Source organism: Photobacterium aquimaris (assembly GCF_002954455.1).
In the GTDB taxonomy this organism is placed as follows: Bacteria; Pseudomonadota; Gammaproteobacteria; order Enterobacterales; family Vibrionaceae; genus Photobacterium; species Photobacterium aquimaris.
In genome coordinates this window covers 419,070-443,382 of sequence record NZ_MSCC01000002.1, presented here as the reverse complement: position 1 = coordinate 443,382, position 24,313 = coordinate 419,070, and the positions used below count along the sequence as shown (strand labels likewise).

Below are 24,313 nucleotides of genomic sequence, written 5' to 3'. Positions count from 1 at the left end.
GATGGATCTCAGATCCATCTTTTTTATCATTTATTGTTTTTAAATAAAGAATCACCCTTCAAGCTATGATGTGATAAAGACATCAATATTGCTGACATAGAATAACTCATACTTGCTAGGTTGTTATGAATTCAAAACTCAATAATGTATTACTAAATATCGCCCTTAATCTTAGTGCTAACCTTGCCAGTGATCAGCACTACCAACATTTAATTGATGGTATAGACCAAGTCTTTCCCTGCGATGCCAGTGCTTTATTTGTATTAGATAAACAAGGGCTATTAATTCCCGTCGCGGTTAAAGGCTTATCAACGGCGGTGCTCGGACGTCGTTTTTTCCCTCAAGCTCACCCTCGTTTAGAAGCGATTATGGCAACCAAAGAGCCGTTACGATTTAATGCTGATTGTCCATTACCCGATCCTTTTAACGGTATGTTATTAAATGAAGCTCAAGTCATTGATATTCATGATTGCCTAGGTTGTAGCTTATACGTCGAGGGGCAACTTGTTGGCGTCCTGACACTTGACTCACTGACTGTTGGCGCATTTGATAATATAGAAACCGTGGCCATTGAAACCTTTGCCGCGCTTGCCGCAGCAACATTACGCAATATCGCCCAATTTAATGCCCTAAAAGATCAACATAAAAAACAAAAATCACTGACTGATACCCTGATCCAACAAGCACGCTCACAGCAAGGTGAAATGATTGGTATTAGTCAAGTAATGCAACGATTGCGCACTAATATTGCCACTGTTGCAACATCTGACTATGCGGTATTAATCAGCGGTGAAACAGGTACTGGTAAAGAATTAGTTGCCCATGCGCTGCATGCTCAATCTTCGCGGGCTGACACACCAATGATTTATGTTAATTGCGCAGCATTACCTGAAGGATTAGCCGAAAGTGAGCTGTTTGGTCATGTAAAAGGCGCATTCACTGGCGCAAACAGCCATCGAGCAGGTAAATTTGAGTTAGCCGATGGAGGAACACTCTTTTTAGATGAAATTGGCGAATTACCGCTACTTTTACAAGCAAAATTATTACGCGTGATCCAGCAAGGTGAATTGCAACGTGTCGGCAGTGATCAACATTTACATGTTAATGTTCGCATTATCGCAGCAACCAACCGTCAATTAGAGGCCGAAGTCGAACTTGGTCATTTTCGTGCTGATTTATATCACCGCCTTAATGTCTTCCCTATCTTTGTACCGTCATTACGTGAACGCCATGACGATATTCCTGTGCTTGCGGGTTATTTACTAGAAAAAGTCCGCCATCAATTTAATATTCCTAATTTACATATTCATCCCAAAGTATTAAACATGCTTGAATCCAAATCGTGGCCGGGAAATATTCGTGAATTAGAACATACACTTACACGTGCAGCATTACGGGCAATTCAAGAGGAACAAACAACAATAACAGCCCAATATTTTGATCTCCCTCTCGACAGCGATGTTAAAAACACAACACAATTTTTCCCTGAACAATCACAGCCAATGCGCCAATTAGTCGAAGAGTACCAAAAACAGCTAATTGAACACATTCTTGAAAAAACAAACAAAAATTGGTCAAAATCGGCTGAGTTCCTGCAAATGGATCGTGGGAATCTTTATCGTATGGGAAAAAAATTGGGGATCAAATAGTATCAACACCGAACCAATGATGTTATTTAGACATCAATGACGATGTATTTATAACAACACACCTAAATACAAAACAAAATAAACATAGTAAAAACAATAACATAAAAACTGGCATAGTTAATGCTAAGTAGTGATTAGATCATATTTATAATTAAATAATCAAACGCTGGAGCTTTTTCATGTTTTGTATTCAATGTGAACAGACAATAGAAACACCGATCAAAAAGGGCTGTTCTTACGCCGCAGGTATGTGTGGTAAAACGGCTGAAATTTCAGATCTACAAGATGTGTTAGTTTATACCTTACAGGGAGTATCATACTGGGCAGATCTTGCACAAACGTTTGATATTGTTGATGACGAAATTAACCATTGGGCGCCGCGTGCATTCTTTTCAACGTTAACCAATGTTAATTTTGATCGTGATCGCATTCTAGCACTAACAAATATTGCGGCGAGTTATAAGGCACGTTTAACACAAGCCGTAACAGCAGCAATGACTCTTGCACAACAGCCATTACCTACCCTACCAGCAGTGGCTGAATTTGAATTACCAGATAATATTGACGCTATCTTAGCATTAGCACCACAGGTTGCTGTTAACCGCGGTTATGAAACGATCAGTGAAGATGTGATTGGCTTACGCTTATTATGCTTATATGGTTTAAAAGGCGCTGCAGCTTATATGGAGCATGCGCGAGTATTAGAGCAAACAGATAATGCTATTTATACACAATACCATCACATCATGGGTTGGTTAGGCACAGATCCAACTGATCTTAATGCATTACTTGAATGTTCAATGGAAATTGGCCTAATGAACTACAAAGTAATGGAAATGCTTGATTTAGGCGAAACCAATACCTTTGGTCATCCCGTACCGAGCCAAGTTAACGTTAAGCCAATTCAGGGCAAATGTATTTTAGTATCAGGACATGACTTGCATGATCTTGAAAAAATTCTACAACAAACTGAAGGTAAGGGTATTAATGTTTACACCAATGGTGAAATGTTACCAGCTCACAGCTACCCAGAACTAAAAAAATATCCTCACTTAGTGGGTAACTATGGTAGTGCTTGGCAGAATCAACAACTTGAATTTGCGAATTTCCCTGGCGCAATCGTAATGACATCAAACTGTCTAATTAACCCAAATGTAGGTCAATATGCAGATCGTATATTTACACGTAGCATTGTAGCATGGCCTGGTGTCACGCACATTGACGGTGATGATTTTGCTCAAGTTATTGATTGTGCATTAGCATTAGATGGCTTTAAGCACACAGAAATCGAACATATGATCACTATCGGTTTTGGTCGTAATGCATTAATGGCAGCCGCACCTGCCGTTATCGATCAAGTTAAACAAGGTAATATCGGCCACTTCTTCCTTGTTGGTGGTTGTGATGGTGATAAAGCAGAACGCAGTTACTATACTGATTTTGCAGCACAAGTCCCTCAAGACTCAGTAATTTTAACGCTTGCTTGTGGTAAATATCGCTTTAATAAAAATAACTTTGGCGATATTAATGGCATTCCTCGTTTACTCGATGTAGGCCAATGTAATGATGCTTATTCTGCTATTCAATTAGCACTCGCGTTAGCGAAAGAGTTTGATTGTGGTATCAATGAGTTACCACTAACATTAGTATTATCTTGGTTTGAACAAAAAGCGATTGTGATCTTATTGACCTTATTTGCATTGGGTGTCAAAGGTATCTACACAGGTCCAACAGCGCCTGCATTTTTAACTGATAATCTATTGGCAATTATTGCTGAAAAATTCGATATGCGTCCAATCTCAACCCCTGAGGAAGATCTTAAAACTATCTTAGGCGCGTAATCTCAAGCACATAATATTATTGCCTCTGCTATTTACTTAAATAGCAGAGGCTTTATTTATTCATCTCGTTTTTTATAGGTATGATAATGTTAGAAAAATGGCACAATCACCAACCCGAAACATTTATTTGTATCAATAAGTGGCAACAAACACCAGACACTGTAACCATCGAATTACAGCCACAGGTTAATACTGAATCTATTGATTTCAAACCAGGGCAATTTGTTAGTTTAGGTATTCGTATCGATAACAAATTACTCTTTCGTGCCTATTCCATTAGTTCAATACCACACCGTTCTACACTGCAATTAACCATTAAGCGGGTCGATGGTGGCAAGGTTTCAACCTACCTAGTAAACACACTAACGATTGGCGATAACGTACAATTATTAAAACCAACGGGTGAGTTTAATTGTATTGATCACCCACCTGAAAACCAAAGTGTACTGTTGATCAGTGCTGGTTGTGGTATCACACCTGTCTATTCGATGGCTAAATATTGGCTTGAGCATAACGCAAACATTGATATTTGCTTTATTCATGTCGCGAAAAGCCCTTCACAAACACTATTTTTTGAGCAATTAGTACAATTAGATCGTGAGCACAGTAATTTTAACTTACAGTTATTATTAAAAGATAACGCTGATACTGAATTCCATCAAGGACGTTTAAATCAGCAGTGGCTTGAACAATTAACACCAAATCTCCATCAGCGAACTGTTTATTTATGCGGTCCGGAAGGTTTTATGGAAGATGTAAGCCATTATTTACAAAAACTTAATTTTAATATGGCACAATTCTTTCAGGAAAGTTTTACGCCAACGATAGCGCCTATAGCAGAAGAAGTAACGAAGACAGTGAATGTTGATATTCCAGCTTTTAGCCAAACATTAACGGTTAATCATGGGGACAATTTAGCAACAACACTTGAGAATGCTAATTTGCCAATTCTTGTTGCTTGTCGTAGTGGTGTTTGTGGTTCATGTCGCTGTAAAGTAACACCCAACAGCGTTAGCTCAACCAGTGATATGACATTAACAGCTGAGGATATCGAACAAGGTTATGTTCTTGCTTGTTCATCAACGATTATGAACAATACGGAAGTAAGCTTTCAGTAAACTGCTAAGTTCTAAATAAAAACCCGCATCTAAACAGACTATTTATTAATCATGCTCGTGATTAATTATCATAGAACGTAAATACAGGTTTTTTATTGTCTCTAATATAATGCGATTAGATCTCTTTCATTGCTGAAACAACAGATGGATCATTAATCAAGTTAAATAATAAACTCTTAGCAGCTGTTCTCTGCGCATCAGACAATACTTTCTTAGGGTTTTCTCTTGATTGAATCAGGATATTTGTGATGAATTTACTGTTTGTACCTGATAATTCATAGACAAATCGAAGCGTATCAAGCAACTCATTTTGCGGCAAACTGTAAACAGCCATCTCGCAACTAAGACCATCCATTGCAAGAAAATTATTTACGACAGCTTTACGCTCTGCCTTAAATATTTCTTTCGCTTTAAACCCGTCAATAAGTGCCTGTACTCTATCAGCGATAGCAACAGGTACTTCCATTGTTTTAGTTTCATGAGTCATTATTGCTTCCCCTGTATTCATTCATATCTGATATTAATATTTATTTATATAATTCATAAGCATGAACGATAATTTTATCACCAATTTAGCTTAATACTCTAACCACAAAAGCTAAACTACTTTACTACTCTAGCATATTAATGTCGTTAAATATGCAAGATAATAGCAACAATAGCCACATAACAACATTTAATAAAAATAAAAATAAACCATTAATTATCAAAGCATTAATAAAACAAAAAATACAAAAAGCTAAGTTTAAACCACTATTTTTCAAAAAAAACACAAAAATAGGTGTACATCAGCACCACAGCTGTTATTATCCATCTCGCTCTGTTGTTTAAGAGTTATTAAATGCAACACCAAGTAACAGTTAAACTAAAGCTACATTGACGGTTTCGTTTTGTATCTCTGTGTTTCCCTTGTATTGGCAGTAACATTAATAATTTAACCACGTAGCACATCGCATTTTAGCGGTTAATTAATCTCAACTAATAAGGGACATCTCATGTCTAACAAAACAACTGGTCTAGTAAAATGGTTTAACGAAGAGAAAGGTTTTGGTTTCATTACTCAAGACAACGGCGGTGCTGACGTATTCGTTCACTTCCGTGCTATCGCTTCTGAAGGTTTCAAAACTCTTGCTGAAGGCCAAAAAGTGTCTTTTGAAGTAGAGCAAGGCCAAAAAGGTCTTCAAGCTGCAAACGTTGTAGCTCTATAATTTATCTTCATTGATAAATAAAAATGCTGGCTAAGGCCGGCATTTTTTATATCCGTCATTTGGTAAAAAGAAAGAAAAGCCAACTATTTTTTATATCGTCGGCTTTAGTATTCAGCATTCAAATAGCATTATGGGTGTATAACTATCGGCGCAAGGCATTGAGCTTACTTTGCACGACACCAAACACCGTATTCGATGGATAAAACCCCTGCTCAGCTTCCACACCTACCGCATTACCAGTAAATATTTCAATTGCTTGTGAAACATGGTTTATCGCCCAAATGGTAAATTCACCTTTTTCAACAGCTTCAACAATATCTTTACGTAACATTAAATTATGCACATTAGATTCAGGAATAATGACCCCTTGTCCTGATGTACGTCCTTTAATACCACAGACATCAAAAAAACCTTCAATTTTCTGATTTACACCACCAATTGGCTGCGCTTCACCAAACTGATTCATTGAACCGGTGATCGCAATATCTTGTCGTAATGGTAAACCAGAAAATGCGGAAATAATCGCACATACTTCCGCCATCGATGCGCTATCACCATCAACGCCACCGTATGATTGCTCAAAAGTAAGGTGGGTTGTTAACGGAATTTTTGCTGTTTTTCCAAACACAGAGGCTAAATATGCTGAGAGGATCATCACCCCTTTTGAGTGAATATTACCGCCTAACTCAGCACTGCGTTCAATATCAAATACTTCACCACTACCATAAGCCGTTGTTGCGGTGATTCGACTTGGCGCGCCAAACTGGTAATCAGAGGTTGCGATCACCGACAATGCATTTACTTGTCCAACAGCCTGTGAATCAACATCAAGCAGTGTGGTGCCTGTGACGAAACTTTGCATAACATGATCTTTTAAACGACTTACTCGAAGTTCTTGATTTAACATTGCTTGTTCAACATGACTACTGCGGATCATGGTCGCATTAGAAGCACGCGCTACATAGTTAGTTTCACGTAATAAATTAGCAATATCTGCCGAATGTAGCGATAACTTATTTTGATCATCAGCTTGGCGAGAGCTGTATTCAATGATACGAGCAATAGCTTTACGATCACAATGCAGCATATCGTTATCATGCACAATACTGGCAATAAAGCGTGCATAATGCTCTTCTGAGGTATCATTACGCGGCATATCATCTTCAAAATCAGCTGTTACACGAAACAGTTCTTTAAACTCTGGATCGTAGTGTTGTAATAACTGATAGGTTTGATAATCACCAAACAGAATGATTTTTACATTGAGAGGAATGGCTTCTGGCTCTAATGAAATTGTGCCAGAAAGTGTCACCTCTCGCTCAAGAGAGCTTAAATTGAGCTTTTGTGCTCGCAATGCACGTTTGAGACCATCCCAAACATACGGACGCTCAAGCACTTTTACTGCATCCATCATCAACACACCACCGTTAGCACGATGGAGACTACCAGCACGAATTAAAGAAAAGTCAGTAAACACGGTACCTTTGTAGGTCGCGTTTTCTATATAACCAAAAATCGAATGGTAACTTGGACTTTCTTCAACTTCGATCGGAAATTTACATTCATCACTTTGATGTACTAACACATTAACTTGATAACGACGCGGCATCTTTTTATCTAATGATGCATAAGCGAGTGCTACTTGCTCTTCATTTTCTTCAAGAAAAATATCAATATGATCTAAAATATCAGCATACATATCAGCTAAATATGCTTTTACATCCGCCACCTTTTTATATTTTACTTGCAGATCTTTAATACAATGGCCAACAACTTCTTGAGCAATATTTTCATCAAGTTTTTGTTGCTTCTCTGAATATTGTTCTTCCCATTCTGTAAGCTTACGTACAATACCACGCAACTCAGCTTCCAGTGCATTAATGGTATTTTCAAAAGCGAGCTGTTCATCTGCTGACAAGGCTGCAAAACTAGCTTCTGTGTGTGGCTCTTTTCCATTCATTGCTACTAACTGATAATCACCTTGATTGGTGATTGAAACGCTAATACCCCGTCCTTCGGCACTTTGTGTAAGAGACTTTAATGTTGCTTCTTGCTTTGACGCTAATTCCGCTTTTAATTTTTCAGCACGCGAGTAATAAAGCTCATTATCAAACGCTAATGGAAACGCTTTTACTAACCGTTTCATTAAGTTTTCAATGTCTTTTTTAAAGCTACAGCCTTCGCCTGCGGGTAGCTTTAATACTTTAGGGCTGCGTGTATCACCAAAATTAGACACGTAGCACCAATCATACAAGGTATGACTATTGCCATTAGGCTCATGTCGATTTAAATAACGCATCACCATGGTGCGTTTACCTAAGCCATTACGACCAATGGCATAAATATTGTAGCCTTTTTCTTTTATCGACATCGCAAACTCAACTGCATGTTGAGCGCGTTCCTGTCCTACAATTTCATCTAATGGTGTAAGGTACTTGGTTGACTTACACGCATCACTCAATCCGTTTAGGGCTGCAATACGATACAGCTTGTCACTGGTTAGAGGCGCTAAAGGCATAATCGATCCCTCTTGTTTATGACACTTATTCTAAGTTTACGCACAAATAACTGACTATTAGGTGAGAGAAACTATATTTAGTGCGAAAGATCTCACTATTACACTGATTTTGCTTTAATTTTAACCAAAAAAAAGCCCAATCCAATATTTGTATTACTACAAATACCACATTGAGCTTATTTTTTATGCTTTATATCAATTACATGGTCAAAATAGACCTTTAGCCTATACTTGCCATCGCACCTTTACCTACACCCTCGTAGGCAAAAACATCAAGTCGATCTATGGCAACTAATTGCGGTTTAAGCTGTTCTGCAATATAGCAAGCTAACAACTCAACCGTGGTATCAGTGGCTAATATTTCAGTCACTGACTTTGCGATTGCTAATTCAAATTCACCTTGTGGCGCGGTATAGCGAAAGCCATAATGTGTTTCATCATTGATGTTTGCCGCAGCCGCACTTAAATTTAACTCACTAACACTGATAACATCTTCTTGTGAGCCTAAGTAAATATCTTGCCAACGTTGTGCCCATTGTTGTTCCAATTCAGCATTACGTTGACCATTAACTACTAACTCAACTGGTGAACGGTGTCCATGCGCAATGCGCTGACAATTACCATCATGCTTTTTCAAGCCATGGCTGTAATGATAAAACGCACCGTCAATATTTTCGTGACGTAAGGTAATTTCTAGTCCTTGTACATTACTTGGTAAATTGCCAAGTAACACTTGCTGTACATGCTCTGTTACGGTCTCAATAGTGATCGCTTCAGCATCAACAAAACAAAATGCCTGTTCTGGACTATGTAAGTAAATCGCATGCTGCTCGCTGACTAAATCAACCGTCATGTAATCCGCTTTAGTGGTTGCTGTTTGAATGGCAGTTGATGCAGTAGGAATCAATAAGCGGTGATCAACATATTGATCAACGAGTTGTTTAATTTGCTTTTTTACACGGCTGAAATCAAGCACCATACTCATTTCATTCAACTCACCCGACATCACCACATCAAGAATCCAACTCTCACCCACCATTCCCCGTTGTGGGCACAAGTAAGATGCGTCAATTACAGTGAGATCTCTAACAAATAGCTTCAAGGTGAAGTCCTTTATTGATAATGGTTGTCGTTTACTAGGGGGATGCATTATACGCGGCTAAACGGGTGAGTAAACCTTCTGTTTACTCACCATTTAATAAAATGGCCTCAATCATTATTAAATCAAATTTAATATTCATCAAAACCACACCTACAAATAAAAAAAGCGCATTAAAAACGGTAATTTAATGATGCATACCCTGTTGAAACACTTTTAATTTGCGAGATGATTTTATTTGATGACCAGGGTTTAATATCTTCGCCTTGTGTTGCAGTATGACGCACACCAACTTCAGCAGATATGTTATTTGAGATCCGCCATGCAACACCGGCCTGAATACCAAGCACTTCACCTGACTGACTATGTGAGCCATACTGTTGGCCTTTACTATCAGCGATCATATAACCTAAATGGGCACCAATGAATGGATTAATACTTTTATCTGCGCGGAAAATATAATCAGCATTTAATAAATGCAATGTCATATCTGTTTCAATAGCTTTAATATCATTAAAATTAGATTCAGCTGTCATTTTTTGCCAGCTGTAATAAAGCCGTCCTGCACCACCAGCCGTATAATAACCAATATTTGCACCGACAAAACCTGCACTATCAGGCGAAGATAAACTATCGTTGCTGCTATTATTGATATTTGCAGTCATACTAATATTAGTTTTCCCTCCCGTAACACCTATAAAATAATGACCACTATCATCAAATTTAACTGATGGTGCTACCGTGTTCGCATCACTAACTGGCTGTAAAACAAAGGCTTCAGATGCTTGTACCGAGGCTGATAACAATGGCGCAGTCATTGCACTCATAATGATAGTTTTATTGCTCATAGGTTACTTTGATCCTCATTGACCCTATAAAATGATATTACATCACTGATATTTATAATAAATTCCCATATTTCATCATACATCAATAATTCATCAAACCCGAGTAATAACCGTTATCACCTCATGTATGATGTTAAACAATTTACCAACATTTCAATGCCCTACAAAAAAATCGAATATAAAACTGCAAAATTATTATGCCATTAGGGAATATATAAAAGTGATATTCCTCACAAAAACAGCTTAACTTTCCCCGTATAACTATCACATTATTCACCCGATATTATGAAGAACATGAAAAAAATCACCTTTTTAGCCTCTGCTATAACAGCGGCATTTACTGCAGTAGTGGCATTACCTGCTAGTGCTTGTACTACTATCTTAGTTGGTAATCAGGCAACAACAGATGGTTCTTACATTATTGCTCGTAATGAAGATTACCAAGCGACCAACGCTAAACATTTTGTGTTTCACCCCGCGGAAAAAATGCAAAAAAGTGATTTCCACGGTAATGCGAATAATTTTACCTACCCTGCTGCTAAAGATGCACTGCAATATACATCAATGTCAGACTTTGATACCCACAATAAGAGCATGGGCGAAGTCGGCTTTAACTCTGCTGGCGTAGGTATGTCAGCAACAGAAACTATCTATAATGGCGCCAAAGCACTTAAAGCCGATCCTTATGTCACCAAGACGGGCATTGGTGAAGATGCAATTGAAAACGTGATTTTACCGCGTATCCACTCTGCAAAAGAAGGCGTAGAGTTACTTGGTAAGATCATTGAAACTCAAGGTGCAGCAGAAGGGTTTGGGGTAGCATTTGTTGATAATACCGGTATTTGGTATTTAGAAAGTGGTAGCGGTCACCAATGGATGGCAGAGAAAATTCCTGCGAATAAATACTTCGTTTCAGCAAACCAAGGGCGTTTAAGCACTTACTTACCCAATAATCCTAATTACATGGCTTCACCAACATTAGTCAGTTTTGCTGAACAACATGGGTTATATAAAGCAGAAGCAGGCAAGTCATTTAACTTCCACGCCGCTTATTCACAAGATACACCTAACGATGTGACATATAACTATCCACGCGTGTGGACGTTACAGCATATGTATACCAAAGGCTTAACGACTAAGATCGACCAAGGCACAACGTTCCCTGTTTTTCTAAAACCAACCAGAAAATTGAGTGTTGCTGATGTTGAACAAGGTCTACGTAATCATTACCAAGGTACGTCACACGACCCTTATGCAACCCAAAACCCGAAAGAAACTTACCGCCCAATTTCGGTATTCCGCACTCAAGAATCACACGTATTGCAAGTCCGCCCTAATTTACCGACTGCCATTGGTGATGTAGCTTACATTTCATACGGTATGAGTGCGCTTGGTGTTTACATTCCTTATTACCAAGGTATGACTGAAGTACCACATGCATTAACTATTGGTACAGATAAAGCTGATAGTGCATCTGCTAATTGGGCATTCCGTAAGCTGCAAACCTTAGCAATGACCAACTGGAAGGTATTCTCTCCGATTGTTCAAACGGCTTATCATAAGTTTGAAGTACAAACGGCATCTAAACAACGTGAACTTGAAAAACATTACCTTAAAATTTACAAACGTCAGCCTAAAAAAGCACAAGCCTTGATCAATCAATTTGAGAAGACAACGGTTGCAGATGCATTGGCATTGACCGATCAATTAACCAATACTTTATTTACTAAAATGACATACACCACAGATATGACTTATCATTTTGAAGGTGCATAAGCTTTATTAGATTAAGCATATAAAAGTAGAACAAGAAGATCTGTTACGGTCTTCTTGTTTTATCAATACAACCATTTAGCGCAAAAAACCACACAATTAAAAATTCGTATTATTACAGAATAAATTAAGCTTTGGTGATCATCCGTAAAGTATGTTTTACCCAATAAAATGCTAACGCAGCAGGGGCCAATAAAATAATTATCGCAGCGACATAGCTAATAACTGTAGGTAAGCCTATCCCCCATGCGAATGCAAACGCAATTCCACTGATTGCGTCGGTTATCATTTTAAACAATGAATACTGACTTATAAGTAATGGTAACCACGGTAAAATTAATATCCCAACACTGACACTGACGATATTTATTTTAGTACTTTGCTTAAACATTTATAGAATTCCTCATCAATACATCATTATTGTTAGTGTGATAGGACTATTTAGCAAACAAAATTATAAACAGCATCTAAATACTGAAAAATTTGACGTAATTAACGATAGATTATTACCCGTAAGTAAAAGTAATTTAACGTTTACAGTCATTATCATTTACTTAAAATTAAATATAATAAGTCCACACAACATCAACTTCTTTGATGTTATTTAACTGTCTTTTGCTGTGTATTCCTGATTGCTGAAATAGCAACCTTTTCCTATTTGGAGGACACAATGAATCAACAACGCGCAGAAAACCTTTATTACTACCTTAGAGAACAAAACACGCCACAAAAAGAAATGAATGTGGTGATCAAACAACTTATTGATAATTACAATATTAATTTATATCCACTCGATCGTCGTTACCGTTCTCGTATTGGTTATTCCCCTAATCGCTACGATATTAACAGTTATGGTACTGCAGGTTCACGCACTATGAATCAAACTCGTGGTATGCAAAAAACGCATTAATAAAAAACCCCAATAATCATAAATCGACTATTGGGGTAAATATTTTGATACGTGTATTAACGTTACGACTTAATACCGATGTTTATCAAGTTAGCCTTTAAGACGATCAACGATTAATGGTACTAAAGAAGTATAAGCATACCATCCAGCCGTAACAATTATAATCGACCACACGATACGAGAGAACCATTGTGTCCGCTGCATATGACGTGAAGGATCTGGCTCACCACAATGAGGACAAAAATGGGCGCGGCGAGAAACACTACCATCACAAGCTGGACAATCAGTTAAACGCTTAGAGCGAGGCTTTGTCATAGTTTCAGTCACTATTTTATCATTAACGGCATCAGAATTTGATGCTGGCTGACTAAAATCAGGGGTATTCGCCGGTGGCGCTTTATGCCCTGAACGTTTTTCTGCGTGTAATGAAAACGATACTTCATGCTGAGCATTATCGTCATCAAGTGCAGAAAATTCAGTTGTTTTCACGGTAATTCACCCTTTGATTAATTTCTGTGCACAGAATACGCAATATAAAAATAATAGTCTCAATTAATCTTGTTACGAGCACAATATTAACACCAAGATTACTAAATCCATACCTCTAAAGTAGTTGCAACAACCTTGCCTGCCGTTCGTTATTACTGCCTATATAGCAATAAATATAACCAGTGCTTATTTCTAATGCTACACTCTTAATGCACACTCGATTTCATATGATTGGTAAAGGAGTGCCATTTGATGCTAAAAATACTTATAGCCCTATTCGCTAGTGCCATTATCACAATGCCTATCACCGTTACAGCTACGACAATCGAAATAGCGCATCCCTGGTCTAAAGCGGTTCCACCCACATCCAATGTCGCAGCAGCTTTTTTATCCATTATTAATCATAGTGATGTTGACGATACGCTTATTGGGGCAAGTTCACCTATTGCCGGAATAGTTGAGTTACATACACAAAATCATAACAACGGATTGATGCAAATGCGTCAAGTTGAAACAATTAATGTCGCAGCTGAACAGCAACAACAATTAGCCCCTGGCGGTTTGCATGTGATGTTATTTAATCTTACTGAAGTGCCAACGATTGATTCACACTTTCCATTAACACTGACCTTTAAGTATGCCGGCGAAATAACAGTCAATGTTGCCGTTAAAGCTGCAACATACAGCGGAAGTGATAATGGCACAACACATGATGTAAGCCATGGTATGCAACACCACCATTGATTATTCCAGCGTACATCGTTGTATGTACGCTGCAAAAGATGCCACATACTAGCTATCAATTAACGCCCATTAACGTTTTATATTTCATGATGGCTTGTTGGCAAAAATCACGCTCATCATCATCGTCAATATTATTGGTTAACTCAGCAAACGCCTCATAACCGACTTTACCGTTTTTCACTTTCCAAACAGTATAAGAAGCTTGCTTATCTAACTCGATACGCATTCTTTCACTATCTGATAATTGGGTTAAATTATACATCGTCTTCTCAGCCTTCTTTTTTATTAATTCTACCCAAGATCATGCTCAAGAAGAACCTCTTTCACACCATCAATGATGACACTCAATTAATCATGAAAAACCGATATAACGATCGCCAGCAATGTAATGGATTACATTTTTTGGTTGATCATTTTTTTATTAGCTATACAAAAACAGTGGTAAAAAACAAAAAAAATCAAAATATCAATATATTAAGCGTTAAAAAAATTACCAATGACTTAATTATGCATTTAATTAACCTTAAAAAAGAAAACGATACCTTTCACACTTTCAACAGATTTGGTAATCAATGCCATGCATTAACTAAAACAGCCCAATTTTTGTGATCCAGATCTCAAGAGTAGAATGTTTTATTCAATAAACTAGTTCCATAAATTGAAGCATAATTATTGCTTCTGAATAACTCATAACCTTAGGAGCACTTCATGGCTACTCCACATATCAATGCTGAAGTTGGCGATTTTGCAGAAACTATTTTAATGCCTGGTGACCCACTACGCGCACAGTTTATTGCAGAAACTTACCTAGAAAACGTAAAACGTGTTTGTGATGTTCGCAGCATGTACGGTTTCACTGGTACTTATAAAGGTAAGCCAGTATCAGTAATGGGTCATGGTATGGGTATTCCATCTTGCTCTATCTATGTCCATGAGCTAATTCGAGATTTTGGTGTTAAAAACATCATTCGTATTGGTAGCTGTGGCGCTGTTCATGATGACGTTAAATTAATGGACGTAATCATTGCAATGGGTGCTTCAACTGACTCAAAAGTTAACCGCATCCGTTTTGCTAACCACGATTTCGCAGCGATTGCTGACTACCACTTACTTGAAACAGCTGTAAACCAAGCACGCGCACAAAATGTTGCAGTTCGTGTTGGTAACGTATTCTCAGCAGATCTATTCTACAGCCCAGAAGTTGGCCTGTTTGATAAGATGGAAAAATTAGGCATTTTAGGTGTTGATATGGAAGCTGCTGGTATCTACGGCGTTGCTGCAGAACTTGGCGCTAAAGCACTAACAATCCTAACAGTATCTGACCATATTAAACGTGGCGAAAAGTTAAGTGCAGAAGCACGTCAGCATTCTTTCAATGAAATGATGAACGTAGCATTAGAAACTGCCATTAATTTATAATATCTTATTGTGATAATACTGGCTGTAACGATAAGTCTGTTATAAAGATTATTAGAGTGAAAAATATATCTGTAGTGATGTGTTTTTCACTTTTTTTATACCTATTAATAGCAATTTTATTCAAAAAAAAATAATTCTAATAATATTAAAGCAACATCATTACGCTTAAGTATAATCATGACCACCTCAACATAACTCGGTGACGATCGATGACTTTATCCTCTATGCAAACGACATTGGATCAACTACCGCCAGCTTGTGATGATATTCAATTCAATTACTGTAAAACCGTTGCCTGTGCCAACTTTAGTCGCACAGACCCACAGCTCTATGTATTACAAAAAAATAATTTACAGCGTCCAATACTGATTTGCCGAGAGTGTGGCGCATTTCCACCGGTACTTAGTAACCATGACGTTATTGCAGAAAAACAGCGCCTAGCACAGCAACAAAATAGTGGTTTAGCTGCATGTTCAAATTCTGATTGTCCACATAATGGCTTACCCGTTCTTACCTATCGCCAGCTTTATCATGCGTTTGGCTTTAGTGGTGAACGTCAACGTTATCGGTGTAAATCTTGCCATCATACCTTTGTCGATCCATGGTCTAACGGTAATAATAAGCATCAACTACAACAAAAATTATTAGCCTATTTATTTACCGGTTATACCGTACGAGAGATTTGTCGTCGGCTAGTGATTAATCCGAAAACCTTTTATGATCAACTTAATCATATCGCTGCTCGATGCCGCCACCAACTAACAATTTTTGATGCGCGGTTAGGCAAATACGCTCAAACACGTCACCTTGCAACAGATCTAACCCCATTGCAGCCTCACAGTGACAATGGCGTATTATGGATCGCTACCGCTGAAGCAGATTCTGGTTATGTGGTCAGTCAACATGTTAATTATCAAACGCAGCAACCAGTAACAACTTACGTTAACCAGCACGATGCATATCATATTGGTACCCGTTTTATCGCCCCGCATAGCTATTATCATTCGACTAATACCGTCGTGACTTCACAGGGACTACTCGCACATATTGATACAACTTATCGCCAAATCTTAGCCCGTAAAAATATGGAAAATCCATTGAGTGGTGAAGTCACTATTAACTACCCAACCAAAGGCTGCCTTATCCGTCCTCAATATACGGTCTACAGTCATTTTTTATATTTACGAGAGTTGCTCAATTCCAATATTCCTAGCCTCGCGGTATTTATGCCTCAAGAAACCTTATTACGTTCAGCCTGTTTGTCAGTGTTTATTGATCGGGTCAATAACCATACTCTCGATCCACTGTATGTTGTTGAAGACGCGCAATGGCAACACGGACAACACGCCGAAAAAATTGATATCGTATTAATGGGATGGTGGCGAGACCGCTGGGCATTCAGTCGTAATAAAGGCAGTAATAAAGGCATCTGTCATCTTGGTGGCAACAAAAAACAGCAACAACATTGGCTAACTGTTGCCACTCATCAAGCAGCGACGGTTTATCAACAACGTTTTTATGACCAATTTAGCCATATGGTCAATGAACCTCGACGAAAACTTCGCCCTGCCAGCTTGTTACCATTATTAGATATCTATCGTGCTTGGCATAACCTGTGCCATCAAAATAAAGCCGGCACAACCCCCGCACAAATATTAGGGTTAATGTCATCCCCCATGACCCTTGAACAATTATTGCAATAAGCAAGACTGTGTTATTTATAAGCACTCACTATAGATGCCATTAGATCACTATCTAATGGTTTTTTTGCACTTATTTTAGCGTCCAATATCATTTAAAAATGCTTCGCTTTAGCCCTTCCCTAGCTAAGCAAATGATCAATAGCCAGATCAAATGTTCACTCAATAATAAGTAAAAAAACACCTCACATTTACTCAACAAAGATAATTTAAATTTTATCTGGCTTTTATTGCGATCAAAACAGGATTTATTCCCATTTTGAATTGACAAAAAAGCCAAAAAAGTCAATTATCAATCTATCAAATGCTCTTACACATTCCATCCGCTCACGCGATGAGTTAATGGTTATAATCAATGTGGTTAAGAGTCAGTATGAATTCTTTTGAACATAGTGGCATTTCAAGCTATAACTGATGCCATCATGACATAAGCCATATACATAAGGTCGATAGATATGAGCACAAAACTAGAACAACTACGCGCACTAACTACTGTTGTTGCTGACACTGGTGACATCAAAGATATCAGCAAATACCAACCAGAAGATGCGACAACAAACCCATCATTGATCTTAAAAGCAGCACAAATTGCTGAGTACGCACCTCTAATTGACCAATCTATTGCTTACGCAAAAGCACAAAGCGATGATAAAGCACAACAAATCCAAGATACTTGCGACATGCTTGCAGTAAACATTGGTAAAGAAATCCTAAATGTTGTTCCTGGTCGTATCTCAACAGAAGTTGATGCTCGCCTTTCTTACGACACAGAAGCAAGTGTTATTAAAGCACGCCATCTAATCAAACTTTATAATGATGCGGGTATCACAAATGATCGCATCCTTATTAAGTTAGCATCTACTTGGGAAGGTATTCGTGCTGCTGAGATTCTTGAAAAAGAAGGCATCAACTGTAACCTAACACTACTATTCTCTTTTGCTCAAGCGCGTGCATGTGCTGAAGCTGGCGTATTCCTAATTTCACCATTCGTTGGTCGTATTATGGATTGGTACAAAGCAAAAGAAGGCCGTGATTTTGAAGCACAAGAAGATCCAGGCGTTATCTCTGTAACTAGCATCTACGACTACTACAAAGAACACGGCTATAATACTGTTGTTATGGGCGCAAGCTTCCGTAACATCGGTGAAATTCTTGAGCTAGCTGGTTGTGACCGTCTAACTATCAGCCCACAACTTCTTCAAGAGCTTGAAGATGCTACTGGCACTGTAGAGCCTAAGCTTGTTGCAGCGACAGAACTAAAAGATCGCCCAGCAGCAATGACTCACGCTGAATTCCTATGGGATCACAACCAAGAAGCAATGGCTGTTGAGAAACTAGCTGAAGGTATTCGTAACTTCGCAGTTGACCAAGGCAAATTAGAGACAATGATCGCAGATCGTCTTTAATTACTAAGCATTATTTCAGAAAGCGGCTCATCGAGCCGCTTTCTTAAGTTTACATTTACCTAAATATTTGGTGAAAATACTATGGAACGTAAAATGTTAGCTAACGCAATTCGTGCCCTAAGCATGGATGGCGTACAACAAGCAAATTCTGGTCACCCTGGCGCGCCTATGGGTATGGCTGATATCGCAGAAGTACTTTGGCGTGGTCACATGAACCACAACCCACAAGATCCTAAATGGGCTGATCGCGACCGTTTTGTATTATCAAACGGCCACGGCTCTATGCTTATTTACTCTCTACTTCACCTAACAGGTTACGACCTATCAATTGATGATCTTAAAAACTTCCGTCAATTACATTCAAAAACACCAGGTCACCCAGAATACGGTTACGCACCTGGCGTTGAAACAACAACAGGTCCTTTAGGCCAAGGTATTACTAACGCTGTTGGTATGGCGCTTGCTGAAAAAGCAATGGCTGCACAATTCAACCGTGAAGGTCATGATATCGTCGATCACCACACTTACGCTTTCATGGGCGACGGTTGTATGATGGAAGGTATCTCTCACGAAGCGTGTTCTCTAGCAGGTACTTTAGGTCTTGGTAAGCTAGTTGCTTTCTGGGATGACAACGGTATCTCTATCGATGGCGAAGTAGAAGGTTGGTTTGCTGACGATACTGCTAAGCGTTTTGAAGCATACGGCTGGCACGTGATCCGTAGCGTTGATGGCCACGATGCAGCAGCAATCAATGCTGCTATCGAAGCTGCAAAAGCTGAAACAACTAAGCCTACTTTGATCTGTTGTAAAACAATCATCGGTTTTGGTTCGCCAAACAAAGCTGGCTCTCACGACTGTCACGGTGCTCCACTAGGCGCTGACGAAATCAAAGCAGCACGTGAATTCCTAGGTTGGACATATGGTGCATTTGAAATCCCTGCTGAAATTTACGCAGAGTGGGATGCAAAAGAAGCTGGTAAAGCAAAACAAGCATCTTGGAATGAGAAGTTTGCAGCATACACAGCAGCATTCCCTGAGCTAGCGGCTGAGTTTACTCGTCGTATGACAGGTGGTCTACCTGCTAATTGGGAAGCAGAAACAAACAAAGTTATTGCTGATCTACAAGCAAACCCAGCTAACATTGCCTCACGTAAAGCCTCTCAAAACGCACTTGAAGCATTTGGTAAACTATTACCTGAATTCATGGGCGGTTCTGCTGACCTAGCACCATCAAACCTAACTATGTGGTCTGGTTCTAAGTCAATTACACCTGAAGATGCATCAGGCAACTACATTCACTACGGCGTACGTGAATTTGGTATGACTGCAATGATCAACGGTATGGCACTGCACGGTGGTTTTGTTCCTTACGGCGCAACATTCCTAATGTTTATGGAATACGCACGTAACGCACTACGCATGGCTGCTCTGATGAAAGTTCAGAACATTCAAGTGTACACTCACGATTCTATCGGTCTTGGCGAAGATGGTCCAACTCACCAACCTGTTGAGCAAGTATCATCACTACGCCTAACACCAAACATGAGCACATGGCGTCCATGTGACCAAGTTGAATCTGCAGTTTCTTGGAAATACGCGATCGAGCGTAAAGATGGTCCAACATCTTTAATCTTCTCTCGTCAAAACCTAACTCAACAAGATCGTACTGCTGAGCAAGTTGCTAACATCGTTAAGGGTGGTTACATCCTTAAAGATTGTGCTGGTAAGCCAGAGCTAATCTTAATCGCAACGGGTTCTGAAGTAGGTATCGCAGCAGAAGCATACGCAGAGCTAACAGCTGCTGGCCGTCAAGTACGTCTAGTGTCTATGCCTGCTACTGACCTGTTCGATAAGCAAGATGCAGCTTACCGTGAAAGCGTTCTTCCAGCAGATGTTACAGCACGTATCGCTATCGAAGCGGGTATTGCTGACTACTGGTACAAGTATGTAGGCCTTAACGGTCGCATCATCGGTATGACAACATTTGGCGAATCAGCTCCTGCTGAAGAGCTATTTAAAATGTTCGGCTTTACTGTTGAGAACATCGTAAACACTGCTAACGAGTTACTTGCTTAAGCATATATCGCTAAGTCGTAGTAGACGTTAAAAAATAAAGCCGAGTATTTATACTCGGCTTTTTATTTATCCTTATTTTATTATTATCCCAAATAAAGCACTCTCTATCCTATATATATCCACATATATGCGATATAACTTACTATATTTAATGTTCATTATTAAATCAAAAAATAAAATACGTCTTTATTTTAAAATTTAACAACTCTTTTATTGGTTGTTATTTGTGCATATTATTTATTAATATAAATACCCCTTTCCATTTATATTAATAAATAACTGAAGCTATTAATATAAACACTCATGTATGGGCTTTTTTTGTATGTAATAAACCTATTTTATATATTGGGCAATTAGCAAAAATAGAATATTTGATTATAAAAAAGTGTATTGTTCAAATTTAAAATAAGCGTAAATTAAATTCCATAGACAGACACAAACTTACTTATAACGCTGTTTATCAAAGGATTTAGATATGTCACATTTTAATAGCCAAGAACATCAAGGTTCACAAAAAGCACATCAACATACTGCTGAAGCTGAACATGAAAAAATGGAACGTCGTTACGGTGAAGAAGTAGAACATAAACATAACCATGACCATCATGAAGTTCGTGACCATGAAAAAAGCCATCCACATACACAACACGGTGGCGATCCAAAAGGCCATAAACATCCAGAACAAACTCATGGCGACCGTCATGAACATGACGAACATCGTCATCACAAAACTAAAGAGCATGATCATAAAGAATCATCTCGTAACCATCACAAAACTTCAACTAAGTAATTAGTTAATAAATTTTAGTGATCAGTTAAAAGCCAATTTAATAACGATAATATTTATCGATTTAAATTGGCTTTTGTTTATATAGAATTAAATTTAATTATTATTCGGTAATAAATAAGGTGAAATAAACGCAAAGACTTCTGCTTCACATAATCCCAATGTTACTGCTATTCCCGCTTGCTTTAATACATCAATACCCTTTCCGCTGTTACGTGGATCAGGATCTAGAGTTGCTACAACCACTCGCTTTATCCCCTTTTCAACTAAAGTATGTGCACAAGACGGTGTTCGCCCCACAAATGAACATGGCTCTAATGTTACATAAGCCGTTATATCATCCAGTGGTTGATCATAATTTGCTAATGCCATCGCTTCAGCATGATGACCCCCCGGTGCTTGCGTAAATCCCTCACTGACAATCAAGCCGTCTTTTACTAACACACATCCAACAGGCGGATTGGGACGACAAGCAGGCAAAGCTTGATGCGATAATGTTAATGCTCGCTGCATAAAGCTTATTTCTTGCGCTAAGTTTGTCATAACACCTTCACTTTAATAGTCTCTAATTCAATATTCTATAACGAAATCAAGCTTAACCGTTATGTTGATACCATGAATAATATATGAATTTACAACTCACCCTCAATTCATGTGCGATAGGTTTAAATACCCTTACTAAATAACATGAGGTTTTTCATGAAACGATTAATCATAACCTTAACATTATCGTTAGCACTGCATTCATTATCCGCATTCGCAACACCACCAAGTACTACAGCAACACCATTACAGACTCAAGATATGATTGAATATATTGACCATAGCCATCAATTAACAACAACAGAGAAAGTCCAAACGGATGTAATACACTCAATCAATACCAATAATTATCTACAAATAAATTCTCACAAAGACGCCCATTTAGAGCAACGAGAAATAGCGCGGCGTCCAAAGAAAAAAAACACCTGTGCTTTTTACACTAAAGCACATACTCAACCTCAGTAATCATTCAGGTAATCCTTGCTACACTGTTATCAGTGCTCATTAATACTCAACTCGTCCAGCGCACTTTTGATTTTCATTGCTGGACGAAACTATCATTTCAGCTCAATTGAAACATAAACTATCATATAGTTATCATTTATATACTTTTTGCGTCTAATCATCGAAAAATTAAGCAAAAATTCCCCTCAAAGATATAAATTCATTTAAGGTTCAGAAAAGTTATGCTTTTATACATACTTGCTAAAATAAGCCAAGTGCTGACACTCGCACTCATTAAAAATAAAAGAACTGACGAGCATTATGTCTACGTTTAAAACGACAGTATTAACCAATGTTGTAAATTACCGCTTTATTAGCCTAATTGGGCTATCTATTATTACTGCTGCTGCCGTATTCTCAATTAATACCACACCTTCAACTCACTATAAAGAGACCCAACTACCTTTAGTAACAAGTCCCCAAGTAGTATTAAAAACCCTGACCCCAGCGGCGGTCACTAAATATATTGTGTTACCGCCAACCTATGAATATAAAGTCAAAAATGGTGACACACTCAGTGAGATATTTGCACAATTAAATTTACCGCAAGCCGATGTTAAAGACATCATGGCTGCCGATTTAAATAGCTTACAAATTGATAACTTACGTCCAAATGATATCTTAAGATTTTGGGTGACAGACAGCAATCATCGTTTAAATAAAGTGCAGCTACAATTTAACGTTGCACATATGATTGACTACACTCGAGAAAAGAATAACGACTTTAGTGTTAAAGAAATTACCTTACCTGGCGTATGGCGTGAAAAAGTCATCAGTGGTGAAATTCATGGTAGTTTTAGTTCATCAGCAAAAAAAGCGGGCTTAAGTTACACAGATATTCATGAAATTATGGCTATCTTTAAAGACAAACTCAATTTCGATCGTGACCTAAAAACAGGTGACCGTTTTGAAGTTGTCAGCAAAGCAAAGTATGTTAATAATCAAGCCAGTGGTGATACTGAACTCCAAGCCGTTCGTTTGTACACCAATAAGCAGCAATTCTCTGCCTATTTAAACAGTGACGGTAATTTTTATGACCAAAATGGCGAAAGCTTACAACGGGCATTTTTACGTTATCCAACCGCAAAACGGTTCCGTGTTAGCTCACAGTTTAATCCTTATCGTCGTCATCCTGTAACAGGACGTATACAACCACATAACGGCGTTGATTTTGCTGCACCATCAGGAACCCCCGTACTCGCGACAGGTGATGGCGTTGTTACTCGCGTAACCAACCACCCTTATGCTGGTCGTTATGTGGTAATCAAGCATAGTGCCAATTACAGCACCCGCTATCTGCATAACAGCCGTATTCTAGTCAAGGTCGGACAACGAGTTAAACGTGGCCAAGAAATTGCGTTATCAGGTCGAACTGGTCGTGTGACTGGCCCGCATATTCATTATGAATTTTTAGTGCGAGGTAAACCTGTTAACCCATTAACAGCAAAAATTCCATTAGCAGCGTCAGTGTCACACCAACAGAAAAAAGAGTTTGAACTTGATGTAGCACAATATAATCGTCTAATGCGTCAGCCATTAACGCATAAAAACAGCGATATAGAAGTCGCTGCTAATGAACCTAAAAAAATATAATTATTACAATATAAGGCACTGTAGTACGACTACAGTGCCTTTTTATTATTTTTAGCAACCATAAACCCTCACAACCGATACAATTTGA

General features: G+C 38.4%; 22 protein-coding genes. 14 read left to right on the top strand and 8 right to left on the bottom strand.

Going from position 1 to position 24,313, the window contains the following annotated elements:
• The first annotated feature begins 125 nt into the window (after positions 1 to 125).
• From norR to BTN98_RS12935, 3 genes are all read left to right on the top strand, one after another.
• Positions 126 to 1,649 carry a nitric oxide reductase transcriptional regulator NorR gene (gene norR / locus BTN98_RS12945; protein ID WP_060997219.1) on the top strand — a complete coding sequence of 508 codons (1,524 nt, stop codon included), beginning with the start codon at positions 126 to 128 and terminating at the stop codon, positions 1,647 to 1,649.
• 179 nt (positions 1,650 to 1,828) lie between these two features.
• On the top strand, positions 1,829 to 3,490 hold the full coding sequence (hcp, locus tag BTN98_RS12940) for a hydroxylamine reductase (RefSeq protein WP_060997220.1): 1,662 nt from the start codon (positions 1,829 to 1,831) through the stop codon (positions 3,488 to 3,490).
• 86 nt (positions 3,491 to 3,576) lie between these two features.
• A complete protein-coding gene (locus tag BTN98_RS12935) occupies positions 3,577 to 4,608 on the top strand; it encodes an FAD-binding oxidoreductase (protein WP_060997221.1) in 1,032 nt (343 codons plus the stop codon).
• A gap of 115 nt (positions 4,609 to 4,723) precedes the next feature.
• Here the strand turns inward: BTN98_RS12935 and BTN98_RS12930 are convergent, their stop codons facing one another.
• A complete protein-coding gene (locus BTN98_RS12930) occupies positions 4,724 to 5,095 on the bottom strand; it encodes a hypothetical protein (protein ID WP_060997282.1) in 372 nt (123 codons plus the stop codon).
• A 508-nt stretch (positions 5,096 to 5,603) separates the two neighbouring features.
• Here BTN98_RS12930 and cspE point away from each other — a divergent pair.
• On the top strand, positions 5,604 to 5,816 hold the full coding sequence (cspE, locus tag BTN98_RS12920) for a transcription antiterminator/RNA stability regulator CspE (protein ID WP_005372751.1): 213 nt from the start codon (positions 5,604 to 5,606) through the stop codon (positions 5,814 to 5,816).
• 142 nt (positions 5,817 to 5,958) lie between these two features.
• On the opposite strand, the gene BTN98_RS12915 is transcribed toward cspE, so the two are convergent.
• From BTN98_RS12915 to BTN98_RS12905, 3 genes are all read right to left on the bottom strand, one after another.
• On the bottom strand, positions 5,959 to 8,334 hold the full coding sequence (locus BTN98_RS12915) for a Lon protease family protein (protein WP_060997223.1): 2,376 nt from the start codon (positions 8,332 to 8,334) through the stop codon (positions 5,959 to 5,961).
• Positions 8,335 to 8,554: 220 nt separating this feature from the next.
• A complete protein-coding gene (locus BTN98_RS12910; RefSeq protein ID WP_060997224.1) occupies positions 8,555 to 9,436 on the bottom strand; it encodes a 6-carboxytetrahydropterin synthase in 882 nt (293 codons plus the stop codon).
• A gap of 170 nt (positions 9,437 to 9,606) precedes the next feature.
• Complete coding sequence (locus tag BTN98_RS12905) at positions 9,607 to 10,281, bottom strand: outer membrane protein (RefSeq protein ID WP_060997225.1); 675 nt, start codon at positions 10,279 to 10,281, stop codon at positions 9,607 to 9,609.
• A gap of 294 nt (positions 10,282 to 10,575) precedes the next feature.
• On the opposite strand from BTN98_RS12905, the gene BTN98_RS12900 reads away from it, so the two are divergent.
• The gene (locus BTN98_RS12900; RefSeq protein ID WP_060997226.1) at positions 10,576 to 12,057 is read left to right on the top strand and encodes a C69 family dipeptidase; all 1,482 of its coding nucleotides are present in this window, start codon (positions 10,576 to 10,578) and stop codon (positions 12,055 to 12,057) included.
• Between the two features lie 124 nt (positions 12,058 to 12,181).
• Here BTN98_RS12900 and BTN98_RS12895 read toward each other — a convergent pair whose 3' ends face one another.
• Positions 12,182 to 12,445: a hypothetical protein gene (locus BTN98_RS12895; RefSeq protein WP_060997227.1), complete on the bottom strand. Its 264-nt coding sequence runs from the start codon at positions 12,443 to 12,445 to the stop codon at positions 12,182 to 12,184.
• A gap of 279 nt (positions 12,446 to 12,724) precedes the next feature.
• Here BTN98_RS12895 and BTN98_RS12890 point away from each other — a divergent pair, with 279 nt between their 5' ends.
• Positions 12,725 to 12,964 carry a hypothetical protein gene (locus tag BTN98_RS12890; RefSeq protein WP_045042162.1) on the top strand — a complete coding sequence of 80 codons (240 nt, stop codon included), beginning with the start codon at positions 12,725 to 12,727 and terminating at the stop codon, positions 12,962 to 12,964.
• A 90-nt stretch (positions 12,965 to 13,054) separates the two neighbouring features.
• Here BTN98_RS12890 and BTN98_RS12885 read toward each other — a convergent pair whose 3' ends face one another.
• Entirely contained in the window at positions 13,055 to 13,453 is a 399-nt protein-coding gene (locus BTN98_RS12885) for a zinc ribbon domain-containing protein (RefSeq protein ID WP_231730634.1), read from the bottom strand.
• Positions 13,454 to 13,705: 252 nt separating this feature from the next.
• On the opposite strand from BTN98_RS12885, the gene BTN98_RS12880 reads away from it, so the two are divergent.
• The gene (locus BTN98_RS12880) at positions 13,706 to 14,197 is read left to right on the top strand and encodes a copper chaperone PCu(A)C (RefSeq protein WP_060997229.1); all 492 of its coding nucleotides are present in this window, start codon (positions 13,706 to 13,708) and stop codon (positions 14,195 to 14,197) included.
• A 55-nt stretch (positions 14,198 to 14,252) separates the two neighbouring features.
• On the opposite strand, the gene BTN98_RS12875 is transcribed toward BTN98_RS12880, so the two are convergent.
• Positions 14,253 to 14,459 (bottom strand): DUF3283 family protein, encoded by a 207-nt coding sequence (locus BTN98_RS12875; RefSeq protein ID WP_060997230.1) that lies wholly within the window; start codon positions 14,457 to 14,459, stop codon positions 14,253 to 14,255.
• 446 nt (positions 14,460 to 14,905) lie between these two features.
• On the opposite strand from BTN98_RS12875, the gene deoD reads away from it, so the two are divergent.
• The 5 genes from deoD (at position 14,906) to BTN98_RS12845 (ending at position 21,588) form a co-directional block, all read left to right on the top strand.
• Complete coding sequence (gene deoD / locus BTN98_RS12865; protein WP_045042164.1) at positions 14,906 to 15,616, top strand: purine-nucleoside phosphorylase; 711 nt, start codon at positions 14,906 to 14,908, stop codon at positions 15,614 to 15,616.
• A 209-nt stretch (positions 15,617 to 15,825) separates the two neighbouring features.
• A complete protein-coding gene (locus BTN98_RS12860; RefSeq protein ID WP_060997232.1) occupies positions 15,826 to 17,319 on the top strand; it encodes a hypothetical protein in 1,494 nt (497 codons plus the stop codon).
• Positions 17,320 to 17,771: 452 nt separating this feature from the next.
• Positions 17,772 to 18,722 (top strand): transaldolase, encoded by a 951-nt coding sequence (tal, locus tag BTN98_RS12855; protein ID WP_060997233.1) that lies wholly within the window; start codon positions 17,772 to 17,774, stop codon positions 18,720 to 18,722.
• Between the two features lie 81 nt (positions 18,723 to 18,803).
• On the top strand, positions 18,804 to 20,798 hold the full coding sequence (tkt, locus tag BTN98_RS12850; RefSeq protein WP_060997234.1) for a transketolase: 1,995 nt from the start codon (positions 18,804 to 18,806) through the stop codon (positions 20,796 to 20,798).
• Between the two features lie 475 nt (positions 20,799 to 21,273).
• The gene (locus tag BTN98_RS12845) at positions 21,274 to 21,588 is read left to right on the top strand and encodes a hypothetical protein (protein ID WP_060997235.1); all 315 of its coding nucleotides are present in this window, start codon (positions 21,274 to 21,276) and stop codon (positions 21,586 to 21,588) included.
• A gap of 93 nt (positions 21,589 to 21,681) precedes the next feature.
• Here the strand turns inward: BTN98_RS12845 and BTN98_RS12840 are convergent, their stop codons facing one another.
• Positions 21,682 to 22,128 (bottom strand): bifunctional diaminohydroxyphosphoribosylaminopyrimidine deaminase/5-amino-6-(5-phosphoribosylamino)uracil reductase RibD, encoded by a 447-nt coding sequence (locus BTN98_RS12840; RefSeq protein WP_060997236.1) that lies wholly within the window; start codon positions 22,126 to 22,128, stop codon positions 21,682 to 21,684.
• Positions 22,129 to 22,284: 156 nt separating this feature from the next.
• On the opposite strand from BTN98_RS12840, the gene BTN98_RS12835 reads away from it, so the two are divergent.
• Both BTN98_RS12835 and BTN98_RS12830 read left to right on the top strand, forming a co-directional pair.
• The gene (locus tag BTN98_RS12835) at positions 22,285 to 22,593 is read left to right on the top strand and encodes a hypothetical protein (protein ID WP_060997237.1); all 309 of its coding nucleotides are present in this window, start codon (positions 22,285 to 22,287) and stop codon (positions 22,591 to 22,593) included.
• Between the two features lie 300 nt (positions 22,594 to 22,893).
• Positions 22,894 to 24,225, top strand: a complete 1,332-nt coding sequence (locus BTN98_RS12830) for a peptidoglycan DD-metalloendopeptidase family protein (RefSeq protein ID WP_060997238.1) — start codon at positions 22,894 to 22,896, stop codon at positions 24,223 to 24,225.
• Positions 24,226 to 24,313 lie beyond the last annotated feature (88 nt).